Genomic DNA, 24,086 nt, shown 5'->3' with positions numbered 1-24,086 from the left:
ATTGCTGTTGAAACTGCTGATTCTCGATCGGGACGGAGTGATCAATTACGACTCCGACGCTTACATCAAGTCAGTGGCGGAGTGGATTCCGCTGCCCGGCTCGATCGAGGCGATTGCGCAGTTGAGCAAGGCCGGCTGGACGGTGGCGGTCGCCACCAACCAGTCGGGCATTGCTCGCGGCTACTACGACCTCGCCACCCTCGATGCCATGCACGCGCGACTGCGTACGCTCGTGGCGGAGCAGGGCGGTGAAGTCGGGCTGATCGTGTATTGCCCGCATGGGCCGGACGAAGGCTGCGATTGCCGCAAGCCGAAACCGGGGATGCTGAAAACCATCGCGGCGCATTACAGCGTGACGCTGGCCAATGTCTGGTTCGTCGGCGACAGCCTTGGTGACCTGGAAGCTGCCAAAGCCGTCGATTCACAGCCAGTTTTGGTAAAGACCGGAAAGGGCGCAAAGACTCAGGGCAAAACCCTGCCGGTTGGCACTCTGATTTTTGACGATCTGGCGGCGATTGCCGCAGAACTTATCCACAACTAGAGTACTTCTGAAGTTCCTGACCAGGGATTGATCGGGAGTGCGCTTGAACATTCGGGCATTGCCCCGTAACGGTAAACGTCACTATGTCGATACTGCGGGCCATCAGGATTTTTCTCTTTTACCTGCTGCTGGGCACCACCTCCCTGCTGTGGTGCAGCTTGAGTTTTTTTATCGCGCCGTTTTTGCCGTTCAAGGCGCGCTATCGTTTTATCAACGTGTACTGGTGCCGCTGTGCCTTGTGGTTGACCAAGGTGTTCCTCGGTATCCGTTACGAAATCAAAGGCGCGGAAAACGTACCTGACCGGCCCTGCGTGATTCAGTCGAACCACCAGAGCACTTGGGAGACGTTCTTTCTCTCCGCTTATTTTTCGCCGTTGAGCCAGGTGCTCAAGCGCGAGCTGCTTTATGTACCGTTCTTTGGCTGGGCCATGGCCATGCTGCGGCCAATCGCGATTGACCGTGACAACCCGAAAGCTGCACTGAAACAAGTCGCCGCCAAAGGTGACGAGCTGCTCAAGGACAACGTTTGGGTGCTGATCTTTCCTGAAGGCACACGCGTGCCGTTTGGCACTGTCGGCAAGTTCTCCCGCAGTGGTAGCGCTTTGGCGGTGAATGCGGCGCTTCCGGTCCTGCCGATTGCACACAATGCCGGCAAATTCTGGCCGAAAATCGGCTGGGGCAAGAAGTCCGGGGTGATCACCGTGGTCATCGGTGAGCCGATGTATGCCGAAGGCACAGGGCCTCGCGCCATTGCTGATCTGAACGACCGCGTACAAGCGTGGAACGAGAAGACTCAACGGGAAATGGGTTCGCTGCCACCGGCACCGCAAGCACCGGCTGCAAGCGATCAGATCGCTGTCTGAGATTTTGTGGATAACCTGTGTACGGTTTTGTTGAAAAAGCCTGAATATTTAAATTAAGTTATTGATTTACTTATATATTTCTCAAGCTCATAAAACACCGTAAAAGGTGCATAAGTTTTTTTCGGATGTAAAAAAACCGGCTGATATAGCCGGTTTTTTTGTGCCTGTTCACTCGGCGATCAGCGGTAATTCGAACAGAAATGTGGTGCCTTGATCGACCACGCTGCGGCATTCGATTTTACCGCCATGGTGATCGACCACCGCTTTGACCATCGATAAGCCCAGGCCTACACCGTCGATCCCTTGTGCGGAGGAAAAGCGTCGGTACTGACTGAACAGATCAGGCAACTCTTGTTCGGCGATGCCTTTGCCTTGATCGGTCAGTTCGCAACGTAGCCACTCTCCTTGGCAACTGACTCGTAGTTCAATCGTGGTATCTGCCGGGCTGTACTTGATCGCATTCTCCAGCAGGTTGAACAGCGCACGCGTCAGTAATCCCTGGTCAGCCATGATCAGGCGCTCCTGGGATTGCTCATCCATGTCGTGCAGCAGTTCGATGCGTTTCTGCTGGGCGATGGGCAAGGCCTGATCCAGCACGTCCAGCACCAACATAGCGAACAGGCTCGGCTGGAACTGATAGGCTTCGGACTCGGCCCGCGCCAGCAAGACGAAACCATCGGTGAGATCCAGCGCGCGACGCACCTGCCGCTCAATCTGTTCGAATAACGGCGAGTCCGCCCCGGCCTGATGGCGGTGAACATCGAGCAGGGCGAGGATCGCCGAATGCGGGGCACGCAAGTCGTGGGAAAGAAAGCGCAGCAATACCCCGCGTTGTTCCTCGGCGGCACGTTCGGCGCTGAGATCGGTGAGGCTGAGCAGCCAACCAATCGGCGTGTCTCCGTCCACCGGCAGCAGGGCGGCACGCTCCAGGCGCAGGCTGCGTTCCTTGTGATCGCGAAACTCCAACAGCGGAATGGCCGACAGTGACGGGCGCAACTCTGTGGACAACTCCGGGTAACCGAGGCTGGCCAGTTGATCGAGGACGTCGTCCCCCACCAGATTGTGATCGAATAGCTGGCGAGCCTTGCGATTGCCCAGCAGGATCTGGCCTTTGGGATCGCTGATCAGTGTGGCGACGGGCAAGTACTCCAGACCGTCGGCAATAAAGCGCCGGGTATCACGGGTGCGACTCATAGCCTGTTCCAGCGCCATGATCTGCCCCTGCAAGCGATCAGCACCGGTGAATTGCGAGCGACGGCGTTCGGGGAAAACCTTCGGCTCGCTGTCCAGTCGTGCCAGCTCCCAGCCGAAATAAGTCAGCACTACGCTCAGGCGCCGCCAGTTCCAGATCAGATAACCGAACAACATCCCCAACACGGCTGGCGTCGGCGACCACCAGCGGCGCGTTTCCGCTAAACCTGCACTGGTCAGCAACGCGCACGCCATGCTGATCAACGTGACCCAGAGCGCCCAGCGCGGGCGCCACAACAGCAGCCCAAGACTGCCGGCCACCAAGGCGACCGACAACAGGGCGCCTTTGGCGGCAGACGCATCGTGCAGGTTAATCTGCGCGCGATAAGACAGCAGCGCAGTCAGCGGCAACAGCACTAGACTTATCCACAACCATTCGCGCACCAACTGTCGAAACAATCGCTGCACCTGGCTCGGTTCACGGCTTTCACGCCGACGCTGATTGTTCATGGGGAAAAAGGGCAGGGCAGTGTGAATGGTTTCATGGGCCACAGGTCTGAGACGTAGACCCGAAGAATCATAGCGGACGTCGACCAACGGCGGGCCGCTTACTTTCACAGCTTGGGCCGAGCGACTATGGTTGTCCGCCAACTGCCCCAGCAACAAGGAATAACCGCGAATGCGCGTTGCGATTCTGGACGACGAACCCGCCGAACTGCGCCGGGTCGAGCAAACCCTGCAGCAAATGGCCGATGCCGGCGATCAGCCATGGTCGCTGCACAGCTTCGAGCGTGGCGAAGACTTGCTGCGCCAGTTGCGCCGGGAAACCTTCGACCTGTTGATCCTCGACTGGCAACTGCCAGACCTGACCGGCCTGGCCCTGCTGCGCTGGACTCGCGAACACATGGAAGCACCGCCGGCGGCGATCATGCTCACCAGTCGTGATGGCGAGAGCGATATCGTCCAGGCGTTGAATGCCGGGGCCGACGATTATGTAAGTAAACCGTTCCGCCCCAATGAACTGAAAGCCCGAGTCGCCGCAGTACTACGTCGGCATAGCCAGCCACGCAGCACGGCGACCGAAGTGCTGAGCTTCAATGACCTGACGTTTGATGATGCAGAGCTGACCGTTACCCGGGAGGGAAAGCCGATCGTCATGACCGAGCGTGAATATCGGCTGGCGCGGTGTCTGTTCAGCAATCTGGGCCGGCCGTTGTCACGGGATTATCTATATGAGCGGTTTTGGCCGCATGAAGAGATGGCGTCGTCGCGACCGCTGGATACGCATATCTACCGGTTGCGGAACAAGCTCGGGCTGACGGCGGATCGAGGGTGGCAGTTGCTGACGATTTATGGGTATGGGTATCGTTTAGAAAGTGTCGCATCTGCGGTCGAGTAGACCATTCCGAGCACATGCTCGGAATGGTTGACAGTGGCAAACCGGGAAAATAAAAAAAGGCCAACGCAATGCGTTGGCCTTTTTCGTTGCAGCTGATATGGATCAGAAATCCAGGTTCGAAACCGCCAGCGCATTGCTCTCGATGAAGTCACGGCGAGGTTCGACCGCATCACCCATCAGGGTGTTGAAGATCTGGTCTGCGCCAATGGCGTCTTCGATGGTGACTTTCAGCATGCGGCGCACGCTTGGGTCCATGGTGGTTTCCCACAGCTGATCCGGGTTCATTTCGCCCAGACCTTTGTATCGCTGAATGGTGTGGCGCTTGGTGCTTTCAGCCATCAGCCAGTCAAGGGCTTCCTTGAACTCGGTGACTGCCTTCTTGCGCTCGCCACGCTGGATGTACGCGCCGTCGTCGAGCAGGGTGCTCAGTTGAGCGCCAAGGGTGACGACGGTTTTGTAGTCGTTGCTGCCGAAGAAGTCGCGGTTGAAGGTGACGTAGTTCGACAGGCCGTGGGAGATCAGTTCGACCTCCGGCAGCCATACACCACGTTCACGGTCTTCACGCAGGCTGGCCTTGTAGACCAGACCGGACTTCTCGACGGTGCGCAGACGGACTTCGTACTGGGCCAGCCAGTCCTGCATCTTGGCGTGGTCGCCAAGCATTTCCAGGCTCACGGCCGGCAGGTAGATGAAGTGCTCGGTCAGCTCTTGCGGGTACAGGCGCGACAGGCGCTTGAGGGTCTTCATCACCATGCGGAAGTCGTTTACCAGACGCTCCAAAGCTTCACCGGAAATGCCTGGGGCCTCTTCGTTCAGGTGCAGGCTGGCATCTTCCAGAGCCGATTGCGTCATGTACTCTTCCATGGCGTCGTCGTCTTTGATGTATTGCTCTTGCTTGCCTTTTTTGACCTTGTACAGCGGCGGCTGGGCGATGTAGATGTAGCCGCGCTCGATCAGCTCCGGCAACTGACGGAAGAAGAAGGTCAGCAGCAGGGTACGGATGTGCGAACCGTCGACGTCAGCATCGGTCATGATGATGATGTTGTGATAACGCAGCTTGTCGATGTTGTATTCGTCGCGACCGATGCCGCAGCCCAGCGCGGTGATCAAGGTGCCCACTTCCTGGGAAGAGATCATCTTGTCGAAACGCGCTTTCTCGACGTTGAGGATCTTGCCCTTCAACGGCAGGATCGCCTGGGTCTTGCGGTTACGTCCCTGCTTGGCAGAGCCGCCCGCGGAGTCACCTTCCACGAGGTACAGTTCGGAGAGTGCCGGGTCTTTTTCCTGGCAGTCAGCGAGCTTGCCTGGCAGACCGGCAATGTCCAGCGCGCCTTTGCGGCGGGTCATCTCACGGGCCTTGCGCGCAGCTTCACGGGCACGGGCGGCGTCGATCATCTTGCCGACGACCAGCTTGGCTTCGTTCGGGTTTTCCAGGAGGAAGTCGGAGAAGTACTTGCCCATCTCCTGCTCGACCGCAGTCTTCACTTCGGAAGACACCAGCTTGTCTTTGGTCTGCGAGCTGAACTTCGGATCCGGCACTTTCACCGAAATGATCGCGGTCAGGCCTTCACGGGCATCGTCGCCGGTGGTGGCGACTTTGTGCTTCTTCGCCAGACCTTCCTGCTCGATGTAGTTGTTCAGGTTACGCGTCAGGGCCGAGCGGAAGCCCACCAGGTGGGTACCGCCGTCGCGCTGCGGAATGTTGTTGGTGAAGCACAACAGGTTCTCGTTGAAGCTGTCGTTCCACTGCAGGGCGATTTCCACGCCGATGCCGTCTTCACGCTGGATGTTGAAGTGGAACACCTGGTTGACCGCAGTCTTGTTGGTGTTCAGGTATTCAACGAACGCACGCAGGCCACCTTCGTATTTGAACAGCTCTTCCTTGCCGCTGCGCTCATCCTTGAGGACGATGCCGACACCGGAGTTGAGGAAGGACAGTTCACGAATGCGCTTGGCCAGGATGTCCCAGCTGAAGTGAATGTTCTTGAAGGTTTCGCTGGAAGCCTTGAAGTGGATCTGGGTACCGGTGGTTTCGCTGTCGCCAACGATGGCCATCGGTGCCTGAGGTACGCCGTGGACGTAGGTCTGTTCCCAGATCTTGCCGCTGCGGCGAACGGTCAGGACCAGTTCTTCGGACAGTGCGTTCACTACCGATACACCTACGCCGTGCAGACCGCCGGAGACCTTGTAGGAGTTGTCGTCGAACTTACCGCCAGCGTGGAGGACGGTCATGATGACCTCGGCGGCGGAAACGCCTTCCTCTTTGTGCACGTCTACCGGGATGCCACGGCCGTTGTCTTTAACGGTGATGGACTCATCCGGGTGGATGATGATGCTGATGTCGTCGCAGTGGCCGGCGAGGGCTTCGTCGATCGAGTTGTCGACCACCTCGAACACCATGTGGTGCAGACCGCTGCCATCGTCAGTGTCACCAATGTACATACCGGGACGTTTGCGTACGGCATCCAGGCCTTTCAGCACTTTAATGCTCGTTGAGTCGTACGTATTTTCTTCGCTCAATGCCTTCACTCCCGATGGTCGTGGGTCTGGGTGATACGGCCCTGTTCCACGTGGAACAGAGCGACTGGCGTTTCCGTCTGCCAGCCTTCCCTCAATAATTCGTGATCTACACAGGTGATGAACACCTGGCAGCGTAAGTCTTCCAGCAAACGGCACAGCGCGCGACGATGGCCCTCGTCCAGCTCGGACGGCAAGTCATCCACCAGATAAATACACTGACCGCGACGGGCCTGGCTGACCAAATGCCCTTGGGCAATCCGTAGTGCACAGACCACTAACTTCTGCTGACCCCGGGACAATATGTCCGCGGCGTTGTGAGCGCCCAATCTAAGACGCAAATCAGCCCGTTGCGGTCCGGCCTGGGTATGACCCATTTGCTGATCCCGTTGCACGGATCCAGCCAGTACGGCGCTCAATTCCCGGTCTTTGTCCCAGCCTCGGTAATAGCTGAGCGTCAAACCTTCAAGCTCAACCAGTTCGCTCAAGGTTTGTTCAAAGACTGGTTTCAAGGCTTTGATGTAGGCGCGGCGGTATTCATCGATTTCAGCGCTGGCCTGGCACAGTTCCCTGTCCCAAACCGCTTGCGAAACGGCGTCAAGTGTACCATGTCGCAGCCAAGAGTTTCTCTGGCGCAGGGCCTTCTGCAACCGCTGCCAGGTGGCCATAAAGCGCGGCTCGACGTGGAACACGCCCCAGTCGAGAAACTGTCGACGAATCTTCGGCGCACCTTCAAGCAAGCGGAAGCTGTCGGGGTTGATCAACTGCAGCGGCAGGATCTCCGCCAGCTGCGCAGCACTGCGGGCGTTCTGGCCGTCGATGCGGATCTGGAACTCGCCCTGACGATCGCGCGAGATCCCCAACGCACTGTGCCCACCCTCAGCCAATTCGACCTGACCGAACACGGTGCAGGCGAGTTGCTCGTACTGAATGACCGGCAACAGCCGCGTGCTACGAAACGAACGGGCAAGCCCCAGCAGATGAATGGCTTCCAGAACACTGGTTTTGCCGCTGCCGTTGGCGCCGTAAAGAATGTTGATGCGGGGGGAGGGGGAGAAGGTCACCGGGTGCAGATTGCGCACCGCGGTGACCGAAACACGACTTAAGGACATCCAGGGTCAGCTGATTACAGACGCATCGGCATGACAACGTAAGCCGAATCGTCGTTGTCGGACTCTTGCACCAATGCACTGCTGTTGGAGTCGGACAGGATCAGACGAACCTGCTCGGTGGTCATCACGCCCAGCACGTCGAGCAAATAGCTCACGTTGAAGCCGATTTCCAGAGAGCCGCCGTTGTATTCAACGCCCACTTCCTCTTCCGCTTCTTCCTGCTCCGGGTTGTTGGCCTGGATCTTCAACTGACCGCTGGCCAGTTGCAGACGGATACCACGGTACTTCTCGTTGGACAGAATCGCGGTACGGCTGAACGCTTCACGCAAGGCCTGGCGATCGCCCAATACCAGCTTGTCGCCGCCCTTTGGCAGAACGCGCTCGTAGTCCGGGAACTTGCCGTCAACCAGTTTCGAGGTGAAGGTGAATTCGCCGGTGGTGGCGCGGATGTGATGTTGACCCAGCACGATGCTGACATTGCCGTCCGGCTCGGTGAGCAGACGCGCCAGTTCCAGAATACCTTTGCGCGGCACGATCACCTGATGGCGATCTGGCTGGCCGATATCGGCCTTCATCGAGCACATGGCCAGACGGTGACCGTCGGTGGCCACAGCGCGGATGATGCCTTCGGACACTTCCAGCAGCATGCCATTGAGGTAATAACGCACGTCCTGCTGGGCCATGGCGAAGCTTGTGCGTTCGATCAGGCGACGCAGTTTGCTTTGTTCAAGACTGCAAGTCAGCGAGCCCGGACCTTCTTCAACGGTCGGGAAATCGTTGGCCGGCAGAGTCGACAGGGTGAAGCGGCTACGGCCAGCCTTCACCACCAGCTTCTGCTCGTCGACCTTGATGTCGATCAGCGCGTCGTTGGGCAGGCTTTTGCAGATATCCATCAGCTTGCGCGCAGGCACGGTGATGGAACCTGTTTCAGCCGGCTCTTCAAGTTGCACACGACCGACCAGCTCGACCTCGAGGTCGGTACCGGTCAGCGACAGTTGCTGGCCTTCGACAACCAGCAGCACGTTGGAGAGTACCGGCAAGGTCTGTCGGCGCTCGACGACGCCTGCGACCAGTTGCAGGGGTTTCAACAGGGCTTCGCGTTGAATGGTGAAATGCATGGTCTAGTCCCTTGCCTTAATAAGCTGCGCTGGTGTTCATCAAGTGGTCAGTGTACGCAGCAGGTTCTTGTAGTCCTCGCGGATGTCCGCGTCGGATTCCTTAAGTTCGTTGATCTTTCGACAGGCGTGCAACACCGTGGTGTGGTCGCGGCCGCCGAACACATCGCCGATTTCCGGCAGGCTGTGGTTGGTCAGTTCCTTGGACAAGGCCATGGCGACCTGACGCGGACGAGCCACCGAGCGCGAACGGCGCTTGGACAGCAGATCCGAGATCTTGATCTTGTAGTACTCGGCGACGGTGCGCTGAATGTTATCCACAGAGACCAGTTTGTCCTGCAACGCCAACAGGTCTTTCAGGGATTCGCGAATCAGCTCGATGGTGATGTCGCGGCCCATGAAGTGCGAGTGGGCGATCACGCGTTTCAGCGCACCTTCCAGCTCACGGACGTTGGAGCGAATGCGCTGGGCGATGAAGAACGCGGCGTCATGCGGTAACTCGACTTTGGCCTGGTCGGCCTTCTTCATCAAGATAGCCACGCGGGTTTCCAGTTCCGGCGGCTCGACGGCAACCGTCAGGCCCCAGCCGAAGCGGGATTTGAGGCGTTCTTCAAGGCCTTCGATTTCTTTCGGGTAGCGGTCACTGGTGAGAATGACCTGCTGGCCACCTTCAAGCAGGGCGTTGAAGGTGTGGAAAAACTCTTCCTGCGAGCGCTCTTTGCGGGCGAAGAACTGAATGTCGTCGATCAGCAAGGCATCCACCGAACGGTAGAAACGCTTGAACTCGTTGATCGCGTTCAGTTGCAGTGCCTTGACCATGTCGGCCACGAAACGCTCGGAATGCAGGTAAACGACCTTGGCATTCGGGTTCTTCTTTAATAGATGGTTACCCACCGCGTGCATCAAGTGGGTTTTACCCAGGCCGACGCCACCATAAAGGAACAGCGGGTTGTAACCGTGCTTGGGGTTGTCCGCCACTTGCCAGGCCGCCGCGCGGGCGAGCTGGTTGGATTTACCTTCGACGAAGTTTTCGAAGGTGAAGGTGCGGTTCAGGTAGCTGGTGTGCTTGAGCGCACCTTCGACCTGCACGGTGCGCTGTTCGGCGCGAACCGGGGCTTGCTGCGAAGCGGCACCGGACATCGGATCGAAACTATCGCGAGACGGTTCATCGCTGACTTCAGGGCTTTTCTGCGTCGAGCGCTTGGCCGTCGGTGCGGGCGTCTGCGTCTGCGTCGGTGCCTGCACGTTCGCAGGCGCGGCATTGACCTGAGCCTGGGAAACCTGAGCGGCGGCCAGCGGTGCATTCGGTGCGGCACGCGGTGCCGAGCTGCGCTTGCTGCCTATTAATAAGGAGAGCGCCGGCGCCGTGCCGTTGCCATGCTCATCCAGCAGTTCAAGGACGCGGCCCAGGTACTTTTCGTTGACCCAGTCCAGCACAAAACGGTTCGGTGCGTAGACGCGCAACTCGTCGCCTTCGGCTTCGACCTGTAGTGGACGGATCCAGGTGTTGAATTGTTGGGCAGGCAGCTCCTCGCGCAAAAGCTCCACGCACTGCTGCCAAAGTTCCACTGACACGGATATCCCCTAAGTTGAAAGCCGGTGAGGCAAAAACAAGCGGCCATTGTAGCGGCGAGCCGTCCACTTATCCACATGCAGGTTGCCCGGTGACCATGATTTATCAATGTGTTAACCGATGAAAAAGCGACCAACGGTGCGTGAATAAGCTCTGTGGATAACCGCCTCTAAGGGCACTGGACAACTGGGGGCTGAACTCGGTGGATAACCTGCCTGTGGATAACAGGCCTTTCCACACACAGGTTATCCGATAGCGCAGCACAGGCTGAACACGGTTTTCCACTGTAGTTGTCATTCTCTGTACATCAGGCGAAATATGGGCTGATAGCACTTATCCACAGAAGGAGGCATTCCTAGCTTTTATAAGCTTTACAGAAAAGCTTTAAATAATTCCCTTCTTTATTTTTATGTTTGGCAGACAGGCTTTCAGCCAGAGACAGCCCTGAGATCTATTTATAAGGAAACGCTGGTTGGAAATTGACCTGAAGGCTTGCTTTCTCTAGAATCCCCGGTCTCTTAAAACGGGGGCCATTCCGGCCCGTTGTGGACGAACCAGGTAACACGACATGAAACGTACTTTCCAACCAAGCACCATCAAACGCGCCCGTACCCACGGTTTCCGTGCTCGCATGGCTACCAAGAACGGCCGTGCTGTCCTGTCGCGTCGCCGCGCCAAAGGTCGTGCGCGTCTGGCAGTTTGATAATCCGGTACTGGAGGTGAGTCAGGACTTCAGTCGGGAAAAGCGTCTGCTTACTCCCCGGCATTTCAAGGCAGTCTTTGACTCCCCTACCGGCAAGGTTCCGGGGAAAAATCTCCTGCTCCTTGCACGCAACAACGATCTTGATCACCCCCGTCTCGGGCTGGTTATCGGGAAAAAGAGCGTAAAGCTCTCCGTTGAGCGCAATCGCCTCAAACGTTTGATGCGCGAATCGTTCCGTCTGCACCAGGATTCACTGGTCGGCTGGGACATCGTTATCGTCGCGCGCAAAGGTCTGGGCGATGTAGAAAACCCCGAATTGATTCAGCATTTCGGCAAGCTCTGGAAGCGTCTGGCACGCAGCAAGCCAGTTCCAGAAGTCAAAACCGAAACTGTAGGGGTAGACAGTCCAGATGCGTAAACTGGCCCTCGTTCCGATCCAGTTTTATCGCTATGCCATTAGTCCTTTGATGGCCAGTCACTGTCGTTTCTACCCCAGTTGTTCCTGCTACGCGTATGAAGCCATCGAAAATCATGGCCTTCTGCGCGGTGGCTGGCTGACCTTTCGTCGTTTAGGTCGCTGTCATCCGTGGAATCCCGGTGGTTATGACCCGGTTCCACCTATCCCTACCTCCCGTTCTTCTTCGATGGCCGAGTAATCATGGATATCAAACGCACGATCCTGATCGTCGCCCTGGCAATCGTGGCCTACGTTATGGTCCTTAAATGGAACCAGGACTATGGTCAGGCTGCCCTGCCGACTCAGAATGTTGCTTCCAGTACGACTACATCCGGTTTGCCGGACACCGCCACTGGCAATAATGCTGCCGCCAGTGACGATATTCCGCGCGCCGCTAGCGATACCAGCGCACCTGCCGAAACACCGGTAGCCGCCAGCAAGGATCTGATCCAGATCAAAACCGACGTGCTCGATCTGGCGATCGATCCACAAGGTGGTGATGTTGCTCAACTGACCTTGCCTTTGTATCCACGTCGTCAGGATCGTCCTGATGTGCCGTTCCAGCTGTTCGATAACGGCGGCGAACGTGTTTATCTGGCACAAAGCGGCCTGATCGGCACCAATGGCCCGGATGCAAATCCGGCCGGTCGTCCGGTCTACTCCTCGGAGAAGAAGACTTATCAACTGGCTGACGGTCAGGACCAACTGGTCGTCGACCTGAAATTCAGCAAGGACGGCGTCAACTACATCAAGCGTTTCACCCTGAAACGCGGCCTGTATGACGTAGCCGTTTCCTACATTGTGGATAACCAGAGCGCTCAGCCTTGGAACGGCGCAATGTTTGCTCAGTTGAAACGCGACAACAGCGCTGATCCTTCGTCCACAACCGCTACTGGCACCGCGACTTACCTGGGCGCCGCCCTGTGGACAAGTTCGGAGCCGTACAAGAAAGTGTCCATGAAGGACATGGACAAGGCGCAACTGAAGGAAACCGTCACCGGTGGTTGGGTAGCCTGGCTGCAACACTACTTTGTGACCGCGTGGATTCCGGCCAAGGGCGAAAACAACATCGTCCAGACCCGCAAAGACAGCAAAGGCAACTACATCATCGGTTACACCGGTCCTACACTGACCGCTGCTCCGGGTGCCAAAGTTGAAACCAGCGCTGTGCTGTACGCCGGTCCGAAAAGCCAGGCTGTACTGAAAGAGTTGTCCCCAGGTCTGGAACTGACCGTCGACTACGGCATTCTGTGGTTCATTGCCCAGCCAATCTTCTGGCTGCTGCAACACATCCACGCGATCGTTGGTAACTGGGGCTGGTCGATCATCTTCCTGACCATGCTGATCAAGGGTCTGTTCTTCCCTCTGTCGGCTGCCAGCTACAAATCGATGGCGCGCATGCGTGCCGTTGCGCCGAAACTGGCTGCTCTGAAAGAGCAACATGGCGATGACCGGCAGAAAATGTCGCAAGCCATGATGGAGCTGTACAAGAAAGAGAAGATCAATCCGCTAGGCGGCTGCTTGCCGATCCTCGTGCAGATGCCGGTTTTCCTTTCGCTGTACTGGGTTCTGCTGGAAAGCGTGGAAATGCGCCAGGCGCCGTTCATGCTGTGGATCACTGACCTGTCGATCAAGGATCCGTTCTTCATTCTGCCGATCATCATGGGCGCAACCATGTTCATCCAGCAGCAGCTGAACCCGACTCCGCCGGATCCGATGCAGGCGAAGGTCATGAAAATGATGCCAATCATCTTCACCTTCTTCTTCCTGTGGTTCCCTGCAGGTCTGGTGCTGTACTGGGTTGTGAACAACTGCCTGTCCATCACCCAACAGTGGTACATCACACGTAAGATCGAACGGGCTACCAAAGCAGCCGCTTGATTTACACTGTGGATAACCACTCAAAACGCCCCCTAGTGGGGCGTTTTGCTATCTGCCACTTTTGTCTGGATTCCGGTTTATGAGCACACCTCGTGAAACCATCGCCGCCGTCGCCACCGCTCAGGGTCGCGGCGGTGTGGGCATTGTTCGTATTTCCGGGCCGCTGGCCAGCGTTGCAGCCAAAGCTATAAGCGGCCGCGAGCTGAAACCGCGTTACGCCCATTACGGGCCATTTTTCAGTGATGACCAGCAAGTGCTCGATGAAGGTCTGGCGCTATATTTCCCGGGGCCAAACTCGTTCACAGGCGAAGACGTTCTGGAATTGCAGGGCCACGGTGGGCCGATCGTTCTGGACATGCTGCTCAAACGCTGCCTGGAACTGGGCTGCCGTCTGGCGCGTCCGGGTGAGTTCAGCGAACGCGCGTTCCTCAATGACAAACTCGACCTGGCCCAGGCCGAGGCGATTGCCGATTTGATCGAGGCGAGTTCTGCACAGGCGGCGCGCAATGCCCTGCGTTCTTTGCAAGGCGCGTTTTCCCAGCGTGTGCATAACTTGACCGAACAACTGATCGGCCTGCGCATCTACGTCGAAGCCGCCATCGACTTCCCGGAAGAAGAAATCGACTTCCTCGCCGATGGCCATGTGCTGAGCATGCTCGACAAAGTCCGTGATGAATTATCCACAGTATTGCGCGAAGCCGGGCAGGGCGCGTTGTTGCGCGATGGCATGACCGTGGTGATTGCCGGTCGTCCGAATGCCGGCAAGTCCAGCCTGTTGAATGCGTTAGCCGGTCGCGAAGCGGCGATCGTCACCGAGATTGCCGGCACCACCCGCGATATTTTGCGTGAACATATCCACATCGACGGTATGCCGTTGCACGTTGTGGATACCGCAGGTTTGCGTGATACCGAAGACCAGGTGGAAAAGATTGGCGTTGAACGCGCATTGAAAGCCATCGGCGAAGCGGATCGCGTCCTGCTGGTGGTCGATGCAACCGCTCCGGAAGCACTGGATCCGTTTGCCTTGTGGCCTGAATTCCTCGAAACCCGCCCGGATCCGGCCAAGGTTACGTTGATCCGTAACAAAGCAGACCTGACTGGTGAATCCATTTCCCTGGAAGTCAGTGAAGATAGCCACGTGACGATCAGTCTGAGCGCCAAATCTGCAGGTGATGGCCTGGAACTCCTGCGTGATCACCTCAAGGCCTGTATGGGCTACGAGCAGACTTCGGAAAGCAGCTTCAGTGCTCGTCGTCGCCATCTGGAAGCGTTGCGCCATGCCAGTGCAGCCCTTGAACACGGTCGTGCGCAACTGACTCTGGCGGGTGCGGGCGAGTTGCTGGCCGAAGACCTGCGTCAGGCTCAGCACTCTCTAGGGGAAATCACCGGGGCATTCAGCTCTGATGATCTGCTGGGACGGATCTTTTCCAGCTTCTGTATCGGTAAATAAACCCTCCGCTTTCCACAGACAGGTCCATTCGCGACCTGTCTGCGCCTCCTCTTTCTCAAACCTTTCTCCAGTGCCGGGCAGATTTCGTCTCCCTGAGCGGATTTCTCGCGCCTGTTATTTCTTCATTCACCGTATTTCTGTGGATTAAGCCCTGTGAATAACTGCCACTAAGGGCAGTTGATAACAGGGCCTGAAAACTGGACATAACCCCCTCTGTGGATAACCAACCCTTTAATCCACAGGCTTAAACCGGTTATCCAAGGCCCTCATTGGCACATGGTCACAGGGTTTTGAATCTCTGTACATATTGTATATAAAGGCCTGTATCAATCTATCCACAGAAAATGGCCTCAGTAGAAATAAACATAAAAACAAAGGTTTTATAAATTTCTCTCTTTTTTATTCTTTTAACCTCGAGTTCTCCACAGCTGGTTAAATTTTGTGCAAAGGGTTCTTTAGGAAGGGCGAAGTCCCTATACTTGTCGACCAGGTTCAGAAACCTGATCTCAAACTATTCCTGAATTACCTACTTAAGCAGGCACGAGGTGCGTGGTGGATTTCCCTTCCCGTTTTGAAGTGATCGTCATCGGCGGCGGTCATGCCGGTACCGAGGCAGCACTGGCCTCAGCACGTATGGGGGCAAAAACCCTGTTGCTGACGCATAACGTGGAAACCCTCGGTGCCATGAGTTGCAACCCGGCCATCGGTGGCATTGGCAAAAGCCATCTGGTCAAGGAAATCGATGCCCTCGGCGGCGCGATGGCCACCGCTACCGATTTGGGTGGCATTCAGTTTCGCGTGTTGAACAGCCGCAAAGGCCCGGCCGTACGGGCGACCCGTGCGCAAGCTGACCGGATTCTGTACAAAGCCGCTGTCCGCGAAATTCTGGAAAACCAGCCGAACCTGTGGATATTTCAACAAGCTGCTGACGACCTGATCGTCGAGCAGGAACAAGTCCGTGGTGTTGTCACGCAAATGGGTCTGCGTTTTCTCGCCGATTCCGTGGTGTTGACCACCGGTACGTTCCTCGGCGGACTTATCCACATCGGTTTGCAGAATTTTTCCGGCGGTCGTGCCGGTGATCCGCCGTCCATCGCACTGGCTCACCGTCTGCGTGAACTGCCGCTGCGTGTCGGTCGCCTGAAAACCGGCACACCGCCGCGTATCGACGGCAAGTCTGTGGATTTCTCGGTAATGACCGAGCAACCAGGCGATACGCCGATCCCGGTGATGTCGTTCATGGGTAACAAAGAACAGCATCCACGTCAGGTCAGTTGCTGGATTACTCACACCAACGCCCGCACCCACGAAATCATCGCGGCGAACCTCGACCGTTCGCCGATGTATTCCGCTGCCGGTGAGATCGAAGGCATTGGCCCGCGCTACTGCCCGTCGATCGAAGACAAGATCCACCGCTTTGCCGACAAGGAAAGCCATCAGGTGTTTATCGAACCGGAAGGTTTGACCACCCATGAGCTGTACCCGAACGGAATATCCACAAGCTTGCCTTTCGATGTGCAATTGCAGATCGTGCAATCGATTCGCGGCATGGAAAACGCGCACATCGTGCGTCCGGGTTATGCGATCGAGTACGACTACTTCGATCCGCGCGACCTGAAGTACAGCCTCGAAACCAAGGTCATCGGCGGTCTGTTCTTTGCCGGACAAATCAACGGCACCACCGGTTACGAAGAAGCTGGCGCCCAGGGTTTGCTGGCCGGGGCCAACGCGGCACTGCGCGCCAAGGGCAAAGAAGCCTGGTGTCCGCGTCGCGATGAAGCGTACATCGGTGTGTTGGTCGACGACCTGATCACCCTCGGTACCCAAGAGCCGTACCGCATGTTCACTTCCCGTGCCGAGTACCGCCTGATACTGCGCGAGGACAACGCCGACCTGCGTTTGACCGAAAAAGGTCGCGAGCTCGGATTGGTCGATGACGCACGTTGGGCAGCCTTCTGCAAGAAACGCGAAAGCATCGAACTCGAAGAACAGCGCCTGAAAAGCACTTGGGTTCGCCCGAATACGCAGCAGGGCGATGCGATCGCGGAAAAATTCGGCACGCCGCTGACCCACGAATACAACTTGCTCAACCTCTTGAGCCGCCCGGAAATCGACTACGCTGGTCTGGTCGAAGTGACCGGCAATGGCGCCGAAGATCCACAGGTCGCCGAACAGGTTGAGATCAAGACCAAATACGCCGGTTACATCGACCGTCAACAGGACGAAATCGCCCGTCTGCGCGCCAGTGAAGACACGAAATTGCCTGTGGATATCGATTACACCAACATTTCCGGTCTCTCCAAGGAGATCCAGAGCAAGCTCGGCGCGACTCGACCAGAGACGCTGGGCCAGGCTTCGCGGATCCCGGGTGTGACCCCGGCAGCGATTTCGCTGTTGATGATTCATTTGAAAAAACGCGGCGCGGGCCGTCAGTTGGAGCAAAGCGCTTGAGTTCTAAGGTCACTTCGCAACACGCCGAAGAGTTATCCACAGGAGCCCGCGAGCTCGGTGTCAACCTCACTGAAGCCCAGCATGAATTGCTGCTGGGTTATCTGGCCCTGTTGATCAAATGGAACCAGGCCTACAACCTGACTGCGGTGCGTGATCCGGACGAAATGGTTTCGCGTCACCTGCTCGATAGCCTGAGCGTGATGTCGTTCATCGAAAACGGCCGTTGGCTCGACGTCGGTAGCGGCGGCGGCATGCCGGGAATCCCGTTGGCGATCCTGTATCCGGACTCGCAAGTGACTTGTCTGGACAGCAACGGCAAGAAAACCCGCTTCCTGACCCAGGTCAAACTCGAACTTAAACTGGATAACCTGCAAGTTATCCACAGTCGTGTCGAAGCGTTCCAGCCTGCGCAGCCGTTCAACGGGATCATTTCCCGGGCGTTCAGCAGCATGGAAAACTTCACCAACTGGACTCGCCACTTAGGCGACGCCGATACACGCTGGCTGGCAATGAAGGGCGTTCATCCGGCCGATGAGCTGGTAGCATTGCCGGCAGACTTCAAACTCGATAGCGAACACGCCCTGGCCGTACCCGGTTGCCAAGGCCAACGCCATCTGCTGATACTGCGCCGCACGGCATGATTGGGAACACAAGCAAGAATGGCTAAGGTATTCGCGATAGCGAACCAAAAGGGTGGTGTGGGCAAGACCACCACCTGCATCAACCTCGCAGCATCCCTGGTCGCGACCAAGCGCCGGGTGCTGTTGATCGATCTCGATCCACAGGGCAACGCCACCATGGGTAGCGGTGTGGATAAACACGGCCTGGAAAACTCGGTCTACGACCTGCTGATCGGCGAATGTGATCTGGCTCAGGCCATGCACTATTCCGAACATGGCGGTTACCAACTGCTGCCGGCCAACCGCGATCTGACGGCGGCCGAAGTCGTGCTGCTGGAAATGCAGATGAAGGAAAGCCGTCTGCGCAGCGCGCTGGCGCCAATCCGCGAAAACTACGATTACATTCTGATCGACTGCCCGCCGTCGCTGTCGATGCTTACGCTGAACGCCTTGGTTGCTGCTGACGGGGTCATTATCCCCATGCAGTGCGAGTACTTTGCGCTCGAAGGTCTCAGCGACCTTGTGGATAACATCAAGCGCATCGCTGAACTGCTGAATCCGAACCTGAAAGTCGAAGGGTTGCTGCGGACCATGTATGACCCGCGCCTGAGCCTGATGAACGACGTTTCGGCGCAGCTCAAGGAACACTTCGGCGATCAGCTGTACGACACGGTGATCCCGCGCAACATCCGCCTGGCCGAAGCGCCGAGCTACGGCATGCCGGCGCTGGCCTACGACAAGCAATCGCGCGGCGCCCTGGCTTATCTGGCCCTGGCCGGCGAGATGGTTCGCCGTCAGCGCAAAAACTCACGCATCGCCGCCGCTCAGGCAACTTAAGGAATCCCCATGGCCGTCAAGAAACGAGGTCTCGGACGTGGACTGGATGCACTGCTGAGTGGTCCGACCGTCAGCGCGCTGGAAGAACAAGCGGCGCAAGCTGACACCCGCGAACTGCAGCACTTGCCGTTGGATCTGCTGCAGCGCGGCAAATACCAGCCGCGCCGCGACATGGATCCGCAGGCGCTGGAAGAACTGGCAGCGTCGATCAAGGCGCAAGGCGTCATGCAGCCGATCGTGGTGCGCCCGATTGGCGGTGGCCGCTTTGAGATCATCGCTGGTGAACGTCGCTGGCGCGCGAGTCAGCAAGCCGGGCAGGAAACCATCCCGGCGATGGTCCGCGATGTGCCGGATGAAACCGCAATCGCCATTGCGCTGATCGAGAACATCCAGCGCGAAGACCTCAACCCGATCGAAGAAGCGGTGGCCCTGCAGCGTTTGCAGCAGGAATTCCAGCTGACGCAGCAGCAGGTCGCCGAGGCTGTGGGTAAGTCCCGCGTCACTGTGGCTAACCTGTTGCGGCTTATTGCACTACCGGAAGTCATCAAGACCATGCTGTCCCATGGCGACCTGGAAATGGGGCATGCCCGTGCTTTGCTCGGTCTGCCGGACAATCAGCAGGTGGAAGGGGCGCGACATGTTGTCGCACGCGGTCTCACCGTGCGCCAAACTGAGGCACTGGTTCGCCAGTGGTTGAGTGGCAAACCGGAGCCTGTGGAAGCGACCAAACCCGACCCGGATATCGCCCGCCTTGAACAGCGTCTGGCCGAGCGCCTAGGCTCTGCGGTGCAGATTCGCCATGGGAAGAAGGGAAAGGGCCAGTTGGTGATCGGTTACAACTCTCTCGATGAGCTTCAAGGTGTGCTCGCACACATCCGCTGAAACATTTCCTCATGTAGCGCGCAGTCGGAAATCACTACCTGACAGTTGAATAGGGGCAGAACCGCCCCTATACTCTGCGCGCATTTTGTCGGCACAAATTATGCCAAGTTATTGAATTCTGGCAGCCGACCATTGGAGAGCAAACGTGATGGAAACCCGCAAGCCAAACCGCCTGCCGTTCCATCGCCTGGCGGTTTTTCCGGTGTTAATGGCTCAATTTGTCATTTTGCTCATTGCCGCTTTGGCGCTCTGGCAATGGCACGGAGTCGTTGCCGGATACTCGGGACTTTGCGGAGGCCTGATAGCCTTGCTGCCCAATGTTTATTTCGCTCACAAGGCATTTCGGTTTTCCGGCGCCCGAGCAGCCCAGTCCATCGTCCGGTCTTTTTATGCCGGCGAGGCAGGCAAACTGATTTTGACGGCAGTGCTCTTTGCACTGGTGTTTGCAGGTGTGAAGCCACTGGCGCCGATAGCTGTATTCGGCGCGTTCGTGCTGACTCAGTCGGTCAGCTGGTTCGCTCCCCTGCTGATGAGAACAAGACTTTCGAGACCTTAGGGCGTTTGAGGCAACCATGGCAGAAACAACCGCTTCGGGCTATATCCAGCACCACTTGCAGAACCTGACCTTCGGTCAGCTACCTAACGGCGGCTGGGGCTTTGCCCATACCGCAGCAGAAGCCAAAGAAATGGGCTTCTGGGCTTTCCACGTCGATACCCTCGGCTGGTCGGTCGCGTTGGGTCTGATCTTCGTACTTCTTTTCCGCATGGCGGCAAAGAAAGCGACTTCGGGTCAGCCGGGTGCTTTGCAGAACTTCGTTGAAGTATTGGTCGAATTCGTCGATGGCAGCGTGAAAGACAGCTTCCATGGCCGTAGCCCGGTGATTGCACCGCTGGCACTGACCATCTTCGTCTGGGTGTTCCTGATGAACGCCGTCGACCTGGTACCGGTCGACTGGATTCCTCAGTTGGCCATCCTGATCACCGGCGACCACCACATCCCGTTCCGCGCCGTGTCGACTACCGACCCGAACGCGACTCTGGGCATGGCGTTCTCGGTTTTCGCATTGATCATTTTCTATAGCATCAAGGTCAAGGGCTTCGGCGGCTTCATCGGCGAACTGACCCTGCACCCGTTCGGCAGCAAGAACATCTTCGTTCAAGCCCTGCTGATCCCGGTGAACTTCCTGCTGGAATTCGTGACCCTGATCGCCAAGCCGATCTCTCTGGCTCTGCGTCTGTTCGGCAACATGTATGCCGGCGAGCTGGTGTTCATTCTGATCGCTGTGATGTTCGGCAGCGGCCTGCTCTGGCTGAGCGGCCTGGGCGTTGTTCTGCAGTGGGCGTGGGCTGTGTTCCACATCCTGATCATCACGCTGCAGGCGTTCATCTTCATGATGCTGACCATCGTCTACCTGTCGATGGCGCACGAAGAAAACCATTAAGGCCAGTCTCGACTAGTCTGATGTCCTTCCCGGTCAAACGGGAAGGGGCTCTTCACAGGGCACCTGAAACGATTTGTTTTACCGCTTTAATCTAAAAAACCTAAACCATACGACGTAAAAGTCGGGAGGAAAGATGGAAACTGTAGTTGGTCTAACCGCTATCGCTGTTGCACTGTTGATCGGCCTGGGCGCACTGGGTACCGCAATTGGTTTCGGCCTGCTGGGCGGCAAGTTCCTGGAAGGCGCAGCGCGTCAGCCAGAAATGGTTCCAATGCTGCAAGTTAAAATGTTCATCGTTGCCGGTCTGCTCGACGCCGTAACCATGATCGGTGTTGGTATCGCTCTGTTCTTCACCTTTGCGAACCCGTTCGTTGGTCAGATCGCTGGCTAATTACCCGGATTCTTCCGAGTAATTTGATGTGATGGACAACGTAACTGCGAGGTGTTGGCGTGAACATTAATGCGACCCTGATTGGCCAGTCCGTTGCGTTCCTGATTTTTGTACTGTTCTGCATGAAGTATGTATGGCCTCCGGTCATCGCTGCTCTGCACGAACGTCAAAAGAAGATCGCTGATGGTCTGGACGCTGCCAGCCGTGCAGCTCGCGACCTGGAGTTGGCCCAAGAAAAAGCGGGTCAGCAACTGCGCGAAGCGAAAGCTCAGGCAGCTGAAATCATCGAGCAAGCCAAGAAACGCGGTAACCAGATTGTCGAAGAGGCCGTTGAAAAGGCCCGTGTCGACGCTGACCGTGTGAAGGTTCAGGCTCAAGCCGAGATCGAACAGGAACTGAACAGTGTCAAAGACAAGCTGCGCGCCCAAGTGGGTTTGCTGGCTGTCGGCGGCGCCGAGAAGATCCTGGGTGCCACAATCGATCAAAACGCGCACGCAGAGCTGGTTAACCAACTGGCTGCTGAAATCTAAGCGAGGGCGATCATGGCAGAACTGACCACGTTGGCCCGACCTTACGCTAAGGCGGCCTTCGAGCACGCTCAGGCCCACCAGCAACTGGCCAATTGGTCAGCCATGCTCGGCCTGGCTGCAGCGGTGTCGCAAGACGACACCATGCAGCGCGTGCTCAAGGCCCCGCGACTGACGAGCGCAGAAAAGGCCGCCACGTTTATTGACGTGTGCGGCGACAAGTTTGATGCCAAGGCTCAGAACTTCATCAATGTCGTTGCCGAAAACGACCGTCTCCCGCTTCTGCCGGAGATAGCCGCTCTTTTCGACCTGTACAAGGCCGAACAAGAGAAGTCGGTAGACGTTGAAGTGACCAGTGCTTTTGCATTGAACCAAGAACAGCAAGACAAACTCGCCAAGGTTCTCAGTGCACGACTCAACCGGGAAGTGCGCCTGCAAGTTGCGGAGGATGCTGCCCTAATAGGTGGTGTCGTTATCCGCGCCGGCGACCTGGTTATCGATGGCTCGATTCGCGGCAAAATCGCGAAACTTGCCGAAGCATTGAAATCTTGAGTTTGAAGGGGCAGCAGAGCAATGCAGCAACTCAATCCTTCCGAAATAAGTGAAATTATCAAGGGCCGCATCGACAAGCTCGATGTGACCTCCCAAGCCCGTAACGAAGGCACTGTCGTCAGCGTATCTGACGGCATCGTGCGGATTCACGGTCTGGCCGACGTTATGTACGGCGAGATGATCGAGTTTCCGGGCGGCGTCTACGGTATGGCCCTCAACCTGGAGCAAGACTCCGTAGGTGCCGTTGTACTGGGCGCTTACCAGTCTCTGGCTGAAGGCATGAGCGCCAAGTGCACTGGCCGCATCCTCGAAGTTCCGGTTGGTAAGGAACTGCTGGGTCGCGTAGTCGACGCACTGGGTAACCCTGTTGACGGCAAAGGTCCACTGGGCAACACCGAGACCGACGCGGTCGAGAAAGTTGCACCGGGCGTGATCTGGCGTAAGTCGGTAGACCAGCCTGTACAGACTGGCTACAAGGCTGTCGATGCCATGATCCCTGTCGGCCGTGGCCAGCGTGAGCTGATCATCGGTGACCGTCAGATCGGTAAAACCGCTCTGGCGATCGACGCGATCATCAACCAGAAAGACAGCGGCATTTTCTGCGTCTACGTAGCTATCGGTCAGAAGCAATCGACCATCGCCAACGTGGTTCGCAAGCTGGAAGAAAACGGCGCCCTGGCCAACACGATCATCGTGGCTGCCAGTGCTTCGGAATCTCCTGCGCTGCAATTCCTGGCACCGTACTCCGGTTGCACCATGGGTGAATTCTTCCGCGACCGCGGTGAAGACGCGCTGATCGTTTATGACGATCTGTCCAAGCAAGCAGTGGCTTACCGCCAGATTTCCCTGCTGCTGCGCCGTCCACCAGGCCGTGAAGCATACCCAGGCGACGTGTTCTATCTCCACTCCCGTCTGCTGGAGCGCGCATCCCGCGTTTCGGAAGAATACGTAGAGAAGTTCACCAACGGCGCAGTGACCGGCAAAACCGGTTCCCTGACCGCACTGCCGATCATCGAAACCCAGGCTGGCGACGTTTCCGCGTTCGTTCCGACCAACGTGATTTCCATCACCGACGGTCAGATCTTCCTGGAATCGGCCATGTTCAACTCGGGCATCCGCCCTGCAGTGAACGCCGGTGTTTCGGTATCCCGTGTGGGTGGTGCCGCTCAGACCAAGATCATCAAGAAGCTCTCCGGTGGTATCCGTACCGCTCTGGCTCAGTACCGTGAACTGGCGGCATTCGCCCAGTTCGCTTCTGACCTGGACGAAGCGACCCGTAAGCAACTTGAGCATGGTCAGCGCGTTACCGAGCTGATGAAGCAGAAGCAATACGCACCAATGTCGATCGCTGACATGGCGCTGTCGCTGTATGCCGCTGAGCGTGGGTTCCTGACTGACATTGAAATCGCCAAGATCGGCAGCTTCGAACAAGCGCTGATTGCTTTCTTCAACCGCGATCACGCCGATTTGATGGCCAAGATCAACGTTAAAGGTGACTTCAATGACGAAATCGACGCTGGCATGAAAGCCGGTATCGAGAAGTTCAAGGCCACCCAAACCTGGTAAGCCGCAGCGGGAGCCG

General features: G+C 57.2%; 23 protein-coding genes. 18 read left to right on the top strand and 5 right to left on the bottom strand.

All coding sequences use genetic code 11. The features are described 5' to 3' along the window. Nucleotide 1: 1 nt before the first annotated feature. Together gmhB and CLU80_RS13575 are read left to right on the top strand one after the other, a co-directional pair. The gene (gene gmhB, locus CLU80_RS13580) at nucleotides 2-541 is read left to right on the top strand and encodes a D-glycero-beta-D-manno-heptose 1,7-bisphosphate 7-phosphatase (RefSeq protein WP_286079738.1); all 540 of its coding nucleotides are present in this window, start codon (nucleotides 2-4) and stop codon (nucleotides 539-541) included. An 83-nt stretch (nucleotides 542-624) separates the two neighbouring features. Beyond that, nucleotides 625-1,404, top strand: a complete 780-nt coding sequence (locus CLU80_RS13575) for a lysophospholipid acyltransferase family protein (RefSeq protein WP_093429546.1) — start codon at nucleotides 625-627, stop codon at nucleotides 1,402-1,404. A gap of 168 nt (nucleotides 1,405-1,572) precedes the next feature. Here the strand turns inward: CLU80_RS13575 and CLU80_RS13570 are convergent, their stop codons facing one another. Next, complete coding sequence (locus CLU80_RS13570; RefSeq protein ID WP_099757599.1) at nucleotides 1,573-3,105, bottom strand: sensor histidine kinase; 1,533 nt, start codon at nucleotides 3,103-3,105, stop codon at nucleotides 1,573-1,575. 169 nt (nucleotides 3,106-3,274) lie between these two features. Between CLU80_RS13570 and CLU80_RS13565 the strand changes: the two genes are divergently transcribed. Next, entirely contained in the window at nucleotides 3,275-3,994 is a 720-nt protein-coding gene (locus tag CLU80_RS13565; RefSeq protein WP_099757598.1) for a response regulator transcription factor, read from the top strand. 102 nt (nucleotides 3,995-4,096) lie between these two features. Here CLU80_RS13565 and gyrB read toward each other — a convergent pair whose 3' ends face one another. Genes gyrB through dnaA form a run of 4 tightly spaced genes read right to left on the bottom strand, consistent with a single transcriptional unit; the run spans nucleotide 4,097 to nucleotide 10,313 of the window. Continuing rightward, nucleotides 4,097-6,514 carry a DNA topoisomerase (ATP-hydrolyzing) subunit B gene (gene gyrB, locus CLU80_RS13560; protein WP_093429549.1) on the bottom strand — a complete coding sequence of 806 codons (2,418 nt, stop codon included), beginning with the start codon at nucleotides 6,512-6,514 and terminating at the stop codon, nucleotides 4,097-4,099. A gap of 5 nt (nucleotides 6,515-6,519) precedes the next feature. Continuing rightward, a complete protein-coding gene (gene recF / locus CLU80_RS13555) occupies nucleotides 6,520-7,623 on the bottom strand; it encodes a DNA replication/repair protein RecF (RefSeq protein WP_038359568.1) in 1,104 nt (367 codons plus the stop codon). A 14-nt stretch (nucleotides 7,624-7,637) separates the two neighbouring features. Further along, nucleotides 7,638-8,741 carry a DNA polymerase III subunit beta gene (gene dnaN, locus CLU80_RS13550; protein WP_007911887.1) on the bottom strand — a complete coding sequence of 368 codons (1,104 nt, stop codon included), beginning with the start codon at nucleotides 8,739-8,741 and terminating at the stop codon, nucleotides 7,638-7,640. A 39-nt stretch (nucleotides 8,742-8,780) separates the two neighbouring features. Further along, the gene (gene dnaA / locus CLU80_RS13545; RefSeq protein WP_099757597.1) at nucleotides 8,781-10,313 is read right to left on the bottom strand and encodes a chromosomal replication initiator protein DnaA; all 1,533 of its coding nucleotides are present in this window, start codon (nucleotides 10,311-10,313) and stop codon (nucleotides 8,781-8,783) included. A 566-nt stretch (nucleotides 10,314-10,879) separates the two neighbouring features. On the opposite strand from dnaA, the gene rpmH reads away from it, so the two are divergent. The 15 genes from rpmH (at nucleotide 10,880) to atpA (ending at nucleotide 24,070) form a co-directional block, all read left to right on the top strand. Continuing rightward, a complete protein-coding gene (gene rpmH / locus CLU80_RS13540; RefSeq protein WP_003213577.1) occupies nucleotides 10,880-11,014 on the top strand; it encodes a 50S ribosomal protein L34 in 135 nt (44 codons plus the stop codon). Between the two features lie 16 nt (nucleotides 11,015-11,030). Beyond that, nucleotides 11,031-11,432, top strand: a complete 402-nt coding sequence (gene rnpA, locus CLU80_RS13535; RefSeq protein WP_042704971.1) for a ribonuclease P protein component — start codon at nucleotides 11,031-11,033, stop codon at nucleotides 11,430-11,432. Continuing rightward, nucleotides 11,425-11,670, top strand: coding sequence for a membrane protein insertion efficiency factor YidD (gene yidD / locus CLU80_RS13530; protein ID WP_010465488.1), 246 nt, complete (start codon nucleotides 11,425-11,427; stop codon nucleotides 11,668-11,670). Before rnpA ends, yidD begins: the two co-directional genes overlap by 8 nt. A gap of 2 nt (nucleotides 11,671-11,672) precedes the next feature. Further along, nucleotides 11,673-13,352, top strand: coding sequence for a membrane protein insertase YidC (gene yidC, locus CLU80_RS13525; protein WP_064389679.1), 1,680 nt, complete (start codon nucleotides 11,673-11,675; stop codon nucleotides 13,350-13,352). Nucleotides 13,353-13,431: 79 nt separating this feature from the next. Further along, nucleotides 13,432-14,802: a tRNA uridine-5-carboxymethylaminomethyl(34) synthesis GTPase MnmE gene (mnmE, locus tag CLU80_RS13520; protein ID WP_093429551.1), complete on the top strand. Its 1,371-nt coding sequence runs from the start codon at nucleotides 13,432-13,434 to the stop codon at nucleotides 14,800-14,802. Nucleotides 14,803-15,354: 552 nt separating this feature from the next. Further along, on the top strand, nucleotides 15,355-17,253 hold the full coding sequence (mnmG, locus tag CLU80_RS13510; protein ID WP_093429552.1) for a tRNA uridine-5-carboxymethylaminomethyl(34) synthesis enzyme MnmG: 1,899 nt from the start codon (nucleotides 15,355-15,357) through the stop codon (nucleotides 17,251-17,253). Next, on the top strand, nucleotides 17,250-17,894 hold the full coding sequence (rsmG, locus tag CLU80_RS13505) for a 16S rRNA (guanine(527)-N(7))-methyltransferase RsmG (protein ID WP_038359549.1): 645 nt from the start codon (nucleotides 17,250-17,252) through the stop codon (nucleotides 17,892-17,894). The genes mnmG and rsmG overlap by 4 nt, the downstream gene beginning before the upstream one ends. 18 nt (nucleotides 17,895-17,912) lie before the next feature. Continuing rightward, a complete protein-coding gene (locus CLU80_RS13500) occupies nucleotides 17,913-18,710 on the top strand; it encodes a ParA family protein (protein ID WP_008084406.1) in 798 nt (265 codons plus the stop codon). A 9-nt stretch (nucleotides 18,711-18,719) separates the two neighbouring features. After that, the gene (locus tag CLU80_RS13495; protein ID WP_034152184.1) at nucleotides 18,720-19,592 is read left to right on the top strand and encodes a ParB/RepB/Spo0J family partition protein; all 873 of its coding nucleotides are present in this window, start codon (nucleotides 18,720-18,722) and stop codon (nucleotides 19,590-19,592) included. A 148-nt stretch (nucleotides 19,593-19,740) separates the two neighbouring features. Continuing rightward, nucleotides 19,741-20,148 carry a F0F1 ATP synthase subunit I gene (locus tag CLU80_RS13490; protein WP_003229783.1) on the top strand — a complete coding sequence of 136 codons (408 nt, stop codon included), beginning with the start codon at nucleotides 19,741-19,743 and terminating at the stop codon, nucleotides 20,146-20,148. Nucleotides 20,149-20,164: 16 nt separating this feature from the next. Continuing rightward, nucleotides 20,165-21,034 carry a F0F1 ATP synthase subunit A gene (atpB, locus tag CLU80_RS13485; RefSeq protein ID WP_093429553.1) on the top strand — a complete coding sequence of 290 codons (870 nt, stop codon included), beginning with the start codon at nucleotides 20,165-20,167 and terminating at the stop codon, nucleotides 21,032-21,034. 133 nt (nucleotides 21,035-21,167) lie between these two features. Continuing rightward, nucleotides 21,168-21,425 (top strand): F0F1 ATP synthase subunit C, encoded by a 258-nt coding sequence (gene atpE, locus CLU80_RS13480; protein WP_003097235.1) that lies wholly within the window; start codon nucleotides 21,168-21,170, stop codon nucleotides 21,423-21,425. 59 nt (nucleotides 21,426-21,484) lie between these two features. Further along, on the top strand, nucleotides 21,485-21,955 hold the full coding sequence (locus tag CLU80_RS13475; RefSeq protein ID WP_003229781.1) for a F0F1 ATP synthase subunit B: 471 nt from the start codon (nucleotides 21,485-21,487) through the stop codon (nucleotides 21,953-21,955). Nucleotides 21,956-21,967: 12 nt separating this feature from the next. Further along, a complete protein-coding gene (locus tag CLU80_RS13470; RefSeq protein WP_007911956.1) occupies nucleotides 21,968-22,504 on the top strand; it encodes a F0F1 ATP synthase subunit delta in 537 nt (178 codons plus the stop codon). 21 nt (nucleotides 22,505-22,525) lie between these two features. Beyond that, on the top strand, nucleotides 22,526-24,070 hold the full coding sequence (gene atpA / locus CLU80_RS13465) for a F0F1 ATP synthase subunit alpha (RefSeq protein ID WP_016984064.1): 1,545 nt from the start codon (nucleotides 22,526-22,528) through the stop codon (nucleotides 24,068-24,070). Nucleotides 24,071-24,086: the final 16 nt, after the last annotated feature.

This window comes from Pseudomonas sp. 29, assembly GCF_002754355.1.
Lineage (GTDB): Bacteria > Pseudomonadota > Gammaproteobacteria > Pseudomonadales > Pseudomonadaceae > Aquipseudomonas > Aquipseudomonas neuropathica.
This window is presented reverse-complemented; position numbering and strand designations above follow the sequence as displayed.